Raw genomic sequence first — 13568 nt, 5'->3', positions numbered from 1 at the left:
CGTGCGACTCGTTTCCCTATAACCGCAGGACTGCGGGAAATGGGAGGGTCCTAATAAGACCTAACTCTGTTCCTGAGTGCAGGAATGACGGCACCATGTCTGCCTGAAACTGCACCGCTAATACTCCTGCATGCGTCATGTCTGGCAGAACTTGAGGTATGAAGCCAGGTGAAGTCGGCTGAATCATGCCTAAAGCCACCCGCAAGGGAAGGTATGGCATGAGATAGGCCGGGCGGCTGAAAAGTCGGTTATGGTGAGAATGTCCAATAAGGACTGACGAATCCTCGAATGTACGGGTCTAAACTCCCACACTGATCGAAAGACAGTGCCTGCCTAACGCAGGGTGGGTGGTGTGGAGTACGAATGGTTCTTAGGAAACACGCTATACCGGACAATGGCGGTATCCAGCCCACAGGCTCAGAGAGGACACCTAAAACCGGCATGGATAGCTAGGGAACAGGGAACGAGGAAAGCAACGGACATCCATTTCAAACGGTCTGCCAACCGGGATGGTCGCTATAAGGCAAAATGCCGAAATGCGTTTACCGTTGTGAGAGCGGGGGTACGACTGAAGAAGCTCCTGTAATGGGAGTAGAGGAACAGCCCCTAGTCCGGGAGAGTACAAAACCGATTTTCCATCGTTCCATGAGGTCGGGTAAGAACATGGGGACATTTCCCTAAAGGAAAGGGGGAATGCCATCATGGATAGCTTACGGTATTGGGAGTATTACAACATGACCAAAACATTTGACACACTATACTACGAAGCCAAGCAAGGCGGAAAATTTAATCGGTTATATGACATCATTACTAGCCGGGAAAATATTCTCCTTGCCTACCGTACTATTAAAAGAAATAAAGGCTCCAATACTCCGGGCACAGATGGTAAAAACATTGAGGATATTAAGCAGATATCAGACGAACAGCTTGTCCAGAAGGTCAGGGACATACTCTCTAACTATCAACCAAAGATGGTCAGAAGGGTATTCATCCCCAAACCTAACGGTGACAAACGCCCGCTTGGTATTCCCTGCATAATGGACAGAATTATCCAACAGGCAATTAAACAGGTCATTGAACCTATAGCCGAAGCACATTTCTATGAACACAGCTATGGATTCAGACCCTTACGCTCTACACACCACGCAATAGCCAGAGTAAAACGCCTCATTAATCAATCCAAATTACACTACGTAATAGACATCGACATTAAAGGATTCTTTGACAATGTCAATCACACAAGACTAATGAAACAAATGTGGAATATGGGAATCCAGGACAGAAAGATACTCCGTATCATCATGAAAATGCTTAAAGCTCCCATACAGGGAGAAGGAGTACCTACAAAGGGCACACCACAGGGCGGAATTATCTCACCACTGCTATCTAATATTGTTCTAAACGACCTAGACCAATGGATAGCTGGACAATGGGAGAAATTCCAAACACGTCACCAATACAACAATCAAAGCACTAAATACAGGGAACTTAAAAAGACAAATCTTAAAGAAGGATATATTGTAAGGTACGCAGATGACTTCAAAATACTCTGTCGAGACTGGAAAACAGCCCAAAAATGGTATCACGCTGTTAGGCTTTACCTCAAGGACAGGCTGAAACTGGAGATATCTCCTAAAAAGTCCAGAATAGTAAACCTAAGAAAACAGAAGACTGAATTTCTGGGATTTACTATTTGGACACAAAGAAAAGGGGATAAATGGGTTGCATATTCGGGTATCAGGGACAAAAAGAAACAGCAAATCAAACAACAGGCAAAGAAACTTATCAAACAAATACAGAAATCACCCTCAGTACAAAACGTACTACTATACAATAGCTTTGTCCTTGGTATACACAATTACTTCAAGAAAGCAACCCACGTCAACCTAGAATTCTCACGTATAGCCTATGACCTTAGGAGATATATACACAACAGACTAAAAGGACTGTCAAAATATGAAATACCGGTCAAACCACCACCGACATATAGAAAATTTTACAGAAACAAATACAGAACATATAAAATAGCAGATGTATACCTATACCCATTGGCGGACGTCAAACATTCATGGCAAAAACTATTTAATCAAGACACAACACCATTTACACAAAAAGGCAGAGACAAAATACACAAGGAATTAAAAACATATGTAACAAGAGAAATTCTCAAACTAATGAAATCGAACCTACCTAATTCGACAGTCCAATACATGGATAACCGATTGAGCCGTTATAGCATGAAAATGGGCAGATGTGAAATCACAGGAAGACTCCTAACAGCAGATGAAGTGCACTGCCATCACCTAATACCCAAACATCTTGGAGGTACGGATGAATTCGACAATCTGCGAATTGTTGATAAGGTTATCCATAAAATCATCCATATGAGTAATATGGATGAAATCAAACGTCTGATATCCGAACTTAAACTGTCCAAACCGGTGTTAAACAAAATCAATCAATACCGCAGGAAAGCCAAGATGGAACTTATCGGTTAAAACTCACTTGGATGGANTATGTCAGAAAGCTTAGTGCAATTGAAACACAGCTTGAAAACACTCAAATTGGCCTCCATCGCCGAAGTGATTGAGGAACAACTGATGGAAGCCGAAACAAATGGATTCAGTTATCAACAGTTTCTGACGAAACTGTTGGGATACGAAATACGCAAGCGGGAAGAAAAACAATTGGCCAAACGGCTCAAGTGGGCAGACTTTCCTGTCCACCAATCCCTCGATGAGTTCGACATTAGCGCCCAGCCTGCCCTAAGCCGGCAGCAATTTCAACAGTTGCGTGAACTCTTATGGATTGAACAAGTTTATAACCTCATCTTATTGGGCCCGCCAGGGGTGGGTAAAACTCACCTGGCCATTGGCTTAGGAGTAGAAGCCGTTCAGCAAGGGTACAAAGTCAGCTTTGTGACCATGGATCATTTAATCCAGTTGCTGCGTACCCAAGAAGTAACAAGAAGCGCCCAAACCAAATTGAAAAGAATCACTCAGTCAGATCTTGTCATCATTGATGATTTGATGTTTATGGCCATCAACCGGCATGAAGCCAATCTTTTCTTTCAACTCATCAACAAACTATATGGCCAATCATCTGTGATCATCACCTCCAACAAAGGACCGGAAGATTGGGGAGAGTTATTGGGTGATCCGGCCATTACCACAGCCATTCTGGATCGGCTACTCCATAAAAGCGAGGTGATTCATCTCACTGGTGACAGTTATCGTTTGAAATACAGGAAAACCATATTTGGAAATGACTAGGTGCTCAAAATTATTTAGCGAAAATTGTTCAATTGTACTTGACGCTCACAACAAGCTGTGGCACATCCTAATCCACCGAGGAAGTTAACGATTGCTTTTACAGCACAAACTCCGTAACAAGCTGCTCCTCCTCCAGTCCCACATAAGACACCTACTGCCCAAGCACAAAGACTTTGTGTGCCGACTTCTCCTTCTAATTCACTCAGCTTAAGTTCAATGTATTCGTTGACCTCATACTCCACCCCATCATAAACGATGTTACCACTATCATTTATGATGACATTTAGAAATGTCTCATCGTTCATAACCCAAGTAAATTCTACTTCATTATCAGAAACTGCTACATAATATTGCTTTTGTTCGAGGGCAATACTATGATTCATTCTATTGTCCATTTCCACAAAGTAAGTAAGAATGCTTAACCCATTTTCAGCATCTTCTACTTTAAAGTTTGCTATAAACTTATCTTCATCAACCTTTATAACCTCAGTTTGACTTCTATCAATCGCTCCATCGTTTGCTCTTATTTCACTATTCGTTGATCGAAACTGTTCCGAACTATTAATAGCAGCCAAAACTTTATTTCTCTCAGATTGAGTCGGTTGTTCCCCACCAACTTCATTTGTATTAGCATAAGCGTTTGCCTCACAGCATGCACAGTTAGCCTCATCTTCTTCAACTACAGCATTAGCATAATAAGGTGTGACCGTAGAAAATATTAATGCAAAACATGATAACAATAGAGTCATTTTATAGAAAAACTTCTTTTTCATCAAACGTCCTCCCTGTATTNGGAAAGCCAAGATGGAACTTATCGGTTAAAACTCACTTGGATGGAACGCCGTATGAGGGGAAACTCTCACGTACGGTGTGGGGGAGGGGAAAAGGCGGAGATAATATCAAAGCCTTACCTATTCCCATCCTCCTGGTCATTGATGGGGTTAAGGGATTAATTGTTCTGGGGACCAAGGAGATTAAACATGAGCGATCCGTTGAGGAACCAGAGAGTGAAGTGGTGATTCGCGGACCGAGGGACGGGTTTAATGAAAACTTGCGGACCAACATTTCCCTTATTCGCCGCAGGCTCAGGGATCCCAACCTGGTCATTCAAATCGGTCAGCTGGGGCGGCGTAGCAAAAGGGATTTTGCCATCATGTATATCAAAGGGATTACCACCCAAGATCTGATCGACGAAGTACGCTATCGTGTCGCCTGTGCTGATGTCGATGACATGGCGGAAAGCGGCACTTTGGAACAGCTGATTGAAGACGATGTCTTATCCCCTTTCCCCCAGGTGCAACAAACGGAACGTCCCGACAAAGCATCCTCTGCCTTGACCAATGGTCAAGTGGTGCTCTTGCTGGACGGAACCCCGTATGTCTTAATAATGCCTGTCACCTTTCATCTATTGCTCAAATCCCCTGAGGATTATTACGAACGCTGGCAGATTGGCTCTGTGATCCGCTTCCTCCGTTATGGAGCCGCTTTTATGGCCTTGTTTCTTCCCTCTCTCTATGTCGCCATGGTCTCCTACCACCAGGGGATGATCCCCACCCCCTTGGCTTTATCTATTGCCGGTGCGCGGGAGGGCGTGCCTTTTCCTGCTTTTGTCGAGGCACTGCTGATGGAATTTTCGATAGAGTTATTAAGGGAAGCAGGGATCCGCTTGCCTAGCACTATTGGCCAAACCATTGGCATTGTAGGTGGTCTGGTCATTGGCGATGCAGCCGTCAGAGCTGGACTCGTCAGCCCCATCATGGTCATCGTGGTGGCCCTGACAGCCATTGCCTCCTTTGCCATTCCCGCTTACAATGTGGGCATTACTTTCCGGCTGCTCCGCTTCGTGCTCATGGCAGCGGCTGCCACCATGGGGTTGTACGGGATTATCATGGTCTATATCTTAATTAACATTCATTTGGTCGGTTTGCGCAGTTTTGGAAGTTATTACCTCTCTCCGTTTGCCCCCTACCGTTTCCTGCATTGGCTAGACGTTGTCCTGCGGGCCCCAATGCCCCTCATGCGGATGCGGACAACCGAGCCGCGCACATTAAATGATAAAAAACAGGACTGAAAGCGAAGGAAGTGATTTTCATGACACAAGAGATCACCCTACTCTTTAAGGTAGAAGATTGGCCCGTCATCATGCAAAAGAGCGTGTGGCAACAACACGCTCTTACAATTCGCTTTTACCCTTTCATATCTTGATTGATCTTTTGCAGACGTTTTTGCTCAGCCTCCGTTTGCTGCTGGTACGTTTTTTTCTCCAGTTTTTTTAACTCCTGCAGAATTTTGCGGTCCGTACTGACATGCACCTGGTATTCAGGGTAGGCTTTGCGCAATCGATGGAATATTTCTTTGCGAATCCCTTTGAGTTGAAAACGTTTCATCTGGGCCACATCAACCGCTACAGAAAGCTCCTGATCAATGGCAACTGCTGCTGCATCCGTAACCCCCTCCACTGACTTGGCGATCAGTTTGGAACGGTTGGCCGTATCATGATCTACTTTAATTTTGTGAGGTTTGCTCCCTTTCTTGTCCATTTGCTGCTGCAACTTGTAATCGGCTTGAAACGGCTGTTCTTGGTTATACATGGCGCAACCGGCATTAAAAAGCAATACGATCCAGCAGGCCATCAAGATACCGCTTCCCAAAGCCCGGCTGAAACGGCATAATTTTTTCACCAGCATCGCCTCCTCCATCACAGACCGGCGTTGTCTAGATTGTCTATGTTTTTTGGCGGATCAAGGCCCGGCCGACAGCCCGAATGATCAATAAACCAAGGGCCCATACCGAGGTCGCCATCAGCGTCACACTCATCCAGTTGGGCGTTCCCAAAAGCAAATACAACAAACCATGAAAAATGAAGACAGCACTAATCCATACGAGCAAATTAATGTCTGCCATACGCTGCCAAAAAGACATGAGTCATCACTCCTTGGGAGTAGGATGACCCATGCCCGAAATGAATATAAGATACACGCAACAGGAAAATATTACAAATGCCGGTTTAACCGACCATTTTGCTCATGCGGGAGGCAAAATCCATCACGGTTGGTGCAATCTCTTCCATTTTTTCAAGAGTCAGCCTTCCGGTTGGTCCGGACACAGCCAAAGCAGCCACACATTTACCCTGCCGGTTGAAAATGGGCGCTGCAATGGCAGACGTTCCTGCTTCCCGTTCCTCCACACTGGTAGCATAGCCCAACTGGCGGATTTTCAACAGTTGCAGCATGAAGGCTTCTTTATCAATATGCTCAGGCCAATCGGGGTCATTAAGAATCATTTCCTGTACATCAGGCTCTGCGTAAGCCACCAGGATTTTACCTGAAGCCCCTACATTTAAGGGCATGCGCACGCCGATGGGTGCTACCCTGCGAATGGTCTGCTTGCTTTCAACGGCCTGAACCCTGACCCGTTCCTTGCCATCCCGTACATACAGGGTGACGGTTTCATCCAGGATGTCCCGCAAACGTTCCATTTCAGGCAACAGCATCACGGCTGGATCGTCCACCCGCTCTAAATGGGCGGACAGTTCCCACACGCGGAAGCCCAAGCGGTATTTTTCCGTGGCCTCATTTTTAGCGACAAATCCTTTTTTCTCTAGTGAGGCTAACAAACGATAAACCGTACTCTTATTTAAACCAACCTGATGACTAATTTCTGTCAGTGACCATTCGTGCTGGGTTGTAAAGCATAATAAAATATCCAGCGCCCGTTCAACAGACCTTACAGTCTTTTTTTCCATTTTTGTTCACCCTCAAATGTTTCATTGTATGAAACATTGTTTTTAGTTTCTAATTATACTCTGTTGGAAGGTAAAGGTAAACTGTTTTTTGGAGCTGAACTCCACTTTTGGTTGAAATCATTTTTTTCGTTATTTTTTCGACTTTGAAAGCCCTTTTACTGAATTTGATATGTACATCACCTTTTATTTAAGCTATAATAAGGTCGTAAAAAGAAACTAAGTTTCAAAGAGTAAAACAAGGGTGGGACAGCTTCACAGCTAAAGCTTGGCACTCATGAGGAGGAGGTTTTTTGATGACGTATCGTGATCCTTTTTCCGTCAAATCCTCACTGCAAGTAGGGGATCAAACGTACACCTATTTCTCCCTTCCCAAACTGGAAGAACAAGGAGTTGGCCCGGTCTCCAAGCTGCCTTTTTCCATTAAGGTGCTGCTGGAAGCAGCTTTGCGCCAAGTGGATGGGGTAGCCATCACAGAAGATCACGTTAAACATATCGCCAACTGGGCCGAAACGGAAGATAAAGACCGTGAAATTCCGTTTAAACCTGCCCGTATTGTACTGCAGGACTTTACGGGGGTGCCTGCTGTCGTGGATCTGGCGGCCATGCGCTCCAAAGTGGCCAAGGACGGCGGGGATCCGAAACAAATCAATCCTCTCGTTCCCGTTGACTTGGTTATCGACCATTCCGTGATGGTAGATAAGTTTGGAACGAAAGATGCCCTGGAATACAATATGAAGGTGGAGTTTGAACGCAACCAGGAGCGTTACCGTTTCTTGCGCTGGGCTCAAACGGCCTTTGACAACTTCAGAATCGTTCCGCCGGCCACCGGTATCGTGCACCAGGTGAACCTGGAGTATCTGGCCAGTGTGGCAGCAACCAAGGAAGTTGACGGCGAACAGGTTGTCTTCCCTGATTCTCTGGTCGGAACCGACTCCCACACCACCATGATTAACGGCATCGGCGTGGTTGGCTGGGGTGTCGGCGGTATTGAAGCAGAAGCCGGTATGCTGGGACAACCTTTGTACTTCGTGACTCCGGAGGTTGTTGGTTTCAAATTGACTGGCCGTCTGCCTGAAGGGGCCACAGCAACAGACCTGGCCTTAACCGTAACCCAAATCTTGCGCAAAAAAGGCGTTGTAGGCAAATTCGTTGAGTTCTACGGTGACGGATTGTCCAACATCAGTGTGGCTGACCGCGCCACTGTGGCTAACATGGCACCGGAATATGGGGCTACCATGGGCTTTTTCCCTGTGGATGAGCAAACGCTGGACTATCTCCGCCTCACTGGACGCAGTGAAGAGCAAGTCCAACTGGTCAAAGCTTATTATCAAGCCCAAGGCTTGTTCAGAACGGATGACAGTGCTGAGCCTGTCTTCTCTGACACCATCACCTTGGATCTCAGCACCATTGAACCCACCCTTGCCGGGCCAAGACGTCCCCAAGACCGCATTGTGTTGTCCGAGATGAAAGAAAGCTTTAACAAAACCTTGCGTGCACCGGTTGAGGATGGCGGCTTTGGCTTAAGCGATGAAGAACTGAACAAAAAAGTAAAAGTAGAGCATCCTAACGGAGAAACTTCCGAATTGACTAATGGCTCTGTGGTGATTGCGGCTATTACCAGCTGTACCAACACGTCCAACCCAAGCGTGATGCTGGGTGCTGGTCTTGTGGCCAAAAAAGCGGTTGAGAAAGGCTTGACCACGCCCGCCTATGTTAAAACCAGCTTAACCCCGGGCTCCAAAGTGGTCACTCAATACCTGATTGATGCCGGTTTAATGGAACCGCTTGAAGCCCTTGGCTTCCATGTGGCTGGTTACGGTTGTGCCACCTGTATCGGTAACTCCGGTCCGTTGCCGGATGAGGTCTCCAAAGCGATTGCCGAAAACGATCTGACCGTCTGCTCCGTATTAAGCGGCAACCGCAACTTTGAAGGCCGCATTCATGCTCAGGTAAAAGCCAACTACTTGGCTTCACCGCCCCTTGTCGTGGCCTATGCCATTGCCGGCACCATGAACATTGACTTGCAGAAGGAACCGCTTGGCCATGATAAAGACGGCAATCCTGTCTACCTGAAAGATATTTGGCCTACACCGGAAGAGTTGCAGGCTGCCCTGCAAACGGTGAACTCAGACTTATTCAAAAAAGAATATGAAAATGTGTTTGAATCCAACCCGCGCTTTAACGAAATTGACGCGCCGAAGGGAGACCTGTATGAATTCGATCCCGAATCCACTTACATCCAGGAGCCTCCGTTCTTTGAAAACCTTGAGCCCGAAGTGGGGGACATCGAAGAAATTAAAGGTGCGAGAGCACTAGCCCTGTTGGGTGACTCTGTAACCACCGACCATATTTCACCGGCTGGTAACATCGCCCCTGACAGTCCGGCAGGCAAGTATCTTCTGGAGCGGGGTGTAGAGCGCAAAGACTTTAACTCCTATGGTTCCCGCCGCGGCAACCATGAAGTGATGATGCGCGGTACCTTTGCCAACATCCGCATTCGCAACCAAATGGTCCCCGGCACAGAGGGCGGCTATACGAGATATCTGCCGACCGGTGAGATTATGCCGATCTACGATGCTGCCATGAAGTATCAACAAGATGGCACACCCTTGGTTGTTCTGGCCGGTAAAGAATACGGTACCGGAAGCTCCCGTGACTGGGCAGCCAAGGGAACCAACTTGCTGGGCGTCAAAGCAGTCATTGCCGAAAGCTTCGAACGGATCCATCGCACCAACCTGGTCTGCATGGGCGTTCTGCCGCTGCAGTTTGCAGAAGGACAGGGCTGGAAGCAGCTCGGTATTACAGGTAACGAAACCTTTGATATCCTCGGCTTGGACAATAACCTGAAACCGGGTCAAACCATCACCGTGCGGGCTACCCGTGAAGATGGATCCAGCTTTGAATTTAACGTTATTGTCCGCCTGGACAGTGTGGTGGACATCGAGTACTATCGTAACGGCGGTATCTTGCAAAAAGTGTTGCGCCAAATGGTGCAAAGTGCTTAAACAGGCAGCTTTAAAGCTGACGGCTAACCTTATAACATGGTTCAGTAAAAGGCTGTGGAGCAATTCCACAGCCTTTTTAGCTGCTGCAGCTGATGCAGTAACTTAAGCCGGGCCCTGCGGTGACTAAGTATTCAATTAGCCGCTTAATTAATTTATAATGAGAATTAATATATAATAAATTATAATAAATACCATAGTGTTTAATCCCATTTGTATTGGAGTGTGATGCTTAGTTGGACGAGGTGTCGGTTAGTTTTGGGATTATCTTGTTGGTGTTACTCGTTCTGTCAGCCTTTTTTTCTGCATCAGAAACGGCTTTTTCCAGTGCAAACAAAATCCGGCTCAAACACTTTGCAGATGAGAAACGAAAAGGAGCCCAAAAAGCACTGTATATATCAGAGCATTTTGACAAAGCACTGACCACCATTTTAGTGGGAAATAACCTGGTTAACATTGCAGCAGCCACGATTGCCAGCTCTTTGTTTGTTGCGATGTTCGGACCAAAAACGGGGATGCTCGTCAGCACCATCGTCATGACCATCCTTATCCTGGTTTTTGGTGAAATTTTGCCCAAATCATTTGCCAAAGAACATGCTGAGTCGTTTTCCCTAGCCGTAGCCAACATCTTGTATTTACTGATGAAACTGTTTACGCCGATCAGCTGGCTGTTTGCCCAATTGAAGCGCTTAATGTCCAAACTTATACGTCCTAAACAGGATGTTCCATCCGTTACCGAGGAAGAAATTAAGCTTTTGGTGGATATCAGTGAGGAAGAAGGGGTTATCGATAAAACAGAAAAAGAACTGGTACACCGTTCCCTTAACTTTAACAATATTATTGTGGGTGAAATTTTAACTCCTCGTCCCGATATGGTGGCCGTTGAAGTTAACCAACCCGTGGAAGAAATTAAACAAGTTTTTTTGAGGGAAAAATTTTCCCGGATTCCCGTGTATGAAGGGAGCATCGACAATATTATCGGCATCCTATCCGAGCGTGAGTTCTTATCCTCTTTGCTTCAACACGAGCATGTCGACATCAGGAAGTTGTTACGCAAGCCACTCTTTGTCGTTGAGTCAATGAAAATCTCTTCACTACTTCCGGAACTACAAAAAAATAAAATTCATATGGCCATTGTGATTGATGAATTTGGCGGCACAGCCGGTTTGATCACCATGGAAGATATTCTGGAAGAGATTGTAGGGGAAATATGGGATGAACATGATGAACAAGTGAAAGTGATCACCCAGCTGGATAAAAATACTTATATTTTCTCCGCCGATTTCTCTTTAGACGAATTTGCCCGCATGACCAAGGTGGAGCTTCCTGACACTGTTTATCACACCCTTGGCGGCTGGTTGGTTGAAGAATTTCAACGGGTGCCCCAAAAAGGAGAACAACTGTATTATGAAAATTTATTACTGACCATTGAAGAAGCGGAAAGCCGCAGAATCAGAAAAGTGAGAGTGGAAATAAGGGAATACGCCCCTTCTCAATCAAAAGCGTATGGTTAAAGCTAAAATCAATGCTAATGTTTCCACTCACCTTTTACCGCTGTGGGAGATATTATAATGATGTAGTCCGTATAACCATACTCCCCTTCAAGTTCCCCTTTACAAAGTTCCCCAGTCCGGGGATTTTTTGTTTGGCACAGCTGTACAAAGTTCCATTTTAACCAAGCAATTTCATAACTTGTGATAATATTGTACAATATAGAAGATTGTAGGAAGGTTTAAATAGGGTGATAAGCAAGAACCACTCAAACAAACATTTTTGACAGCTTTAGCTGCAGCAAGAACGGGAGTGACATAAGCATGCAAACGCCAACCATCGTACAAGATGATATTACCATTGCCCAACAAGCCAAACTGAAGCCAATCGGTGACATTGCCGCACTACTGGGACTCAAGGAAGACGACTATGAGCCATATGGACACTATAAGGCAAAAGTGAAACTGGATGTCCTGAAACGTTTGAAAACCAAACAGGATGGAAAGCTGATCCTCGTCACCGGTATCAGTCCCACTCCTGCTGGAGAAGGAAAATCAACTGTGACGGTCGGTCTGGGGCAAGCTTTGAATCGTCTAGGCCGTAAAGCGGTTGTGGCCTTGCGGGAGCCCTCACTGGGGCCGACAATGGGGATTAAAGGAGGCGCAACCGGAGGCGGCTACTCCCAGGTTTTACCTATGGAGGATATCAACCTGCACTTTACAGGGGATATCCATGCTATTACCGCAGCTAACAACGCTCTTTCTGCCCTGATCGATAATCATATCCATCAAGGAAACCAGCTGGGGATCGATCCGCGCCGGATCATCTGGAAACGCGTTCTAGATATGAATGACCGGGCCCTGCGCCAGGTCGTGGTTGGTTTGGGCGGCCCTGCCCAAGGCGTTCCACGGCAGGACGGCTTTGACATTACCGTTGCTTCAGAAGTGATGGCCGTCCTGTGCTTAAGTGAAGATATTGAGGATTTGAAACAGCGCTTATCCCGCATGGTGATCGGTTATACATATGACAAACAGCCGGTGACCGTAGCCGATCTCAAGGCGCAAGGGGCTATGGCTTTGCTGTTAAAAGATGCGTTAAAACCCAACCTGGTGCAAACCCTGGAAAACACCCCGGCTTTCATTCATGGTGGACCCTTTGCCAATATTGCCCATGGCTGCAACAGCCTGGTGGCCACCAAAATGGCTTTAAAACTAGCAGAATACACCGTCACTGAAGCAGGATTTGGCGCCGATTTAGGGGCAGAGAAATTTATCAACATTAAGTCCAGAACTGGGGGGCTCAAACCAGATGCTGCCGTGATCGTGGCGACCGTCCGGGCCTTGAAAATGCATGGTGGCGTGCCAAAAGACCAGTTAAAAGTGGTAAATGTGGAAGCAGTGAAAAAGGGATTAGAGAATCTGGCTCAGCACGTGCACATTATGCGCCACTTCCGTCTGCCCTGTGTCGTGGCCCTTAACCACTTCCTGCATGATTCAGAAACAGAAATCAATGTGATTGAACAATGGTGCCACGAACAAGGCGTTCCTTTTACCGTGTGCCGCGTTTGGGCTGAGGGCGGCCGTGGCGGTGAGGCGTTAGCTGAAACCGTCATCAAGCTTGTTGAAAGACCACAAGCCGATAAAGAAAACAAAAACCCTGCAGCTGATGAGGCGTTAAGATTTACTTATCCCTTGGCAGCTTCCATTGCCGACAAAATACGCGCCATTGCGACTAATATCTACGGTGCCCGCGATGTCCAGTTTTCACCCAAGGCCCAAAAGCAAATGGAGCAGTTTGAAAGGTATGGCTGGGGTAGATTGCCCATCTGTATGGCCAAAACGCAATATTCATTCAGCGATGATCCCAAACGGCTGGGACGCCCCACCGGCTTCACCCTGACCATCCGGGAGCTAAAACCTTCTCTCGGTGCTGGGTTTATTGTGGCCTTAACAGGGGACGTGATGACCATGCCCGGTCTGCCCAAAGAACCGGCCGCCTTGAAAATGAACATCGACAATGAAGGCAAAGTAGAAGGCTTGTTCTAAACTTCAAAGCCAG

10 protein-coding genes are annotated in these 13568 nt (G+C 46.5%); 6 read left to right on the top strand and 4 right to left on the bottom strand.

Annotation, left to right across the window (positions count from 1 at the left end):
• Window positions 1-701: 701 nt before the first annotated feature.
• A complete protein-coding gene (gene ltrA / locus IEW48_RS09530; RefSeq protein ID WP_188623570.1) occupies window positions 702-2498 on the top strand; it encodes a group II intron reverse transcriptase/maturase in 1797 nt (598 codons plus the stop codon).
• Between the two features lie 18 nt (window positions 2499-2516).
• On the top strand, window positions 2517-3272 hold the full coding sequence (istB, locus tag IEW48_RS09525; protein ID WP_036174224.1) for an IS21-like element helper ATPase IstB: 756 nt from the start codon (window positions 2517-2519) through the stop codon (window positions 3270-3272).
• Between the two features lie 14 nt (window positions 3273-3286).
• Here the strand turns inward: istB and IEW48_RS09520 are convergent, their stop codons facing one another.
• Window positions 3287-4045: a hypothetical protein gene (locus IEW48_RS09520; protein WP_188623569.1), complete on the bottom strand. Its 759-nt coding sequence runs from the start codon at window positions 4043-4045 to the stop codon at window positions 3287-3289.
• A 95-nt stretch (window positions 4046-4140) separates the two neighbouring features.
• Here IEW48_RS09520 and IEW48_RS09515 point away from each other — a divergent pair, with 95 nt between their 5' ends.
• The gene (locus IEW48_RS09515) at window positions 4141-5343 is read left to right on the top strand and encodes a spore germination protein (protein ID WP_229704008.1); all 1203 of its coding nucleotides are present in this window, start codon (window positions 4141-4143) and stop codon (window positions 5341-5343) included.
• Between the two features lie 115 nt (window positions 5344-5458).
• On the opposite strand, the gene IEW48_RS09510 is transcribed toward IEW48_RS09515, so the two are convergent.
• The 3 genes from IEW48_RS09510 to IEW48_RS09500 all read right to left on the bottom strand — a co-directional run bounded on the left by IEW48_RS09510 (window position 5459) and on the right by IEW48_RS09500 (window position 7017).
• Entirely contained in the window at window positions 5459-5953 is a 495-nt protein-coding gene (locus IEW48_RS09510; RefSeq protein ID WP_188622605.1) for a YhcN/YlaJ family sporulation lipoprotein, read from the bottom strand.
• Between the two features lie 43 nt (window positions 5954-5996).
• Entirely contained in the window at window positions 5997-6194 is a 198-nt protein-coding gene (locus tag IEW48_RS09505) for a hypothetical protein (protein ID WP_007504324.1), read from the bottom strand.
• 85 nt (window positions 6195-6279) lie between these two features.
• On the bottom strand, window positions 6280-7017 hold the full coding sequence (locus IEW48_RS09500) for an IclR family transcriptional regulator (protein ID WP_188622606.1): 738 nt from the start codon (window positions 7015-7017) through the stop codon (window positions 6280-6282).
• A 293-nt stretch (window positions 7018-7310) separates the two neighbouring features.
• Between IEW48_RS09500 and acnA the strand changes: the two genes are divergently transcribed.
• The 3 genes from acnA (at window position 7311) to IEW48_RS09485 (ending at window position 13555) form a co-directional block, all read left to right on the top strand.
• On the top strand, window positions 7311-10022 hold the full coding sequence (gene acnA / locus IEW48_RS09495) for an aconitate hydratase AcnA (RefSeq protein ID WP_188622607.1): 2712 nt from the start codon (window positions 7311-7313) through the stop codon (window positions 10020-10022).
• Between the two features lie 233 nt (window positions 10023-10255).
• The gene (locus tag IEW48_RS09490) at window positions 10256-11533 is read left to right on the top strand and encodes a hemolysin family protein (RefSeq protein ID WP_188622608.1); all 1278 of its coding nucleotides are present in this window, start codon (window positions 10256-10258) and stop codon (window positions 11531-11533) included.
• A 300-nt stretch (window positions 11534-11833) separates the two neighbouring features.
• Window positions 11834-13555, top strand: coding sequence for a formate--tetrahydrofolate ligase (locus tag IEW48_RS09485; RefSeq protein WP_188622609.1), 1722 nt, complete (start codon window positions 11834-11836; stop codon window positions 13553-13555).
• Window positions 13556-13568: the final 13 nt, after the last annotated feature.

The organism is Caldalkalibacillus thermarum, assembly GCF_014644735.1.
GTDB classification, from domain to species: Bacteria; Bacillota; Bacilli; order Caldalkalibacillales; family Caldalkalibacillaceae; genus Caldalkalibacillus; species Caldalkalibacillus thermarum.
This window is presented reverse-complemented; position numbering and strand designations above follow the sequence as displayed.

Excerpts from the sequence above, each read along its gene's own strand:
- IEW48_RS09520 (WP_188623569.1), bottom strand. The coding sequence starts at position 4,045 with ATGAAAAAGAAGTTTTTCTATAAAATGACTCTATTGTTATCATGTTTT.
- acnA (WP_188622607.1), top strand. The coding sequence starts at position 7,311 with ATGACGTATCGTGATCCTTTTTCCGTCAAATCCTCACTGCAAGTAGGG.
- ltrA (WP_188623570.1), top strand. The coding sequence starts at position 702 with ATGGATAGCTTACGGTATTGGGAGTATTACAACATGACCAAAACATTT.
- istB (WP_036174224.1), top strand. The coding sequence starts at position 2,517 with ATGTCAGAAAGCTTAGTGCAATTGAAACACAGCTTGAAAACACTCAAA.
- IEW48_RS09500 (WP_188622606.1), bottom strand. The coding sequence starts at position 7,017 with ATGGAAAAAAAGACTGTAAGGTCTGTTGAACGGGCGCTGGATATTTTA.
- IEW48_RS09485 (WP_188622609.1), top strand. The coding sequence starts at position 11,834 with ATGCAAACGCCAACCATCGTACAAGATGATATTACCATTGCCCAACAA.
- IEW48_RS09505 (WP_007504324.1), bottom strand. The coding sequence starts at position 6,194 with ATGTCTTTTTGGCAGCGTATGGCAGACATTAATTTGCTCGTATGGATT.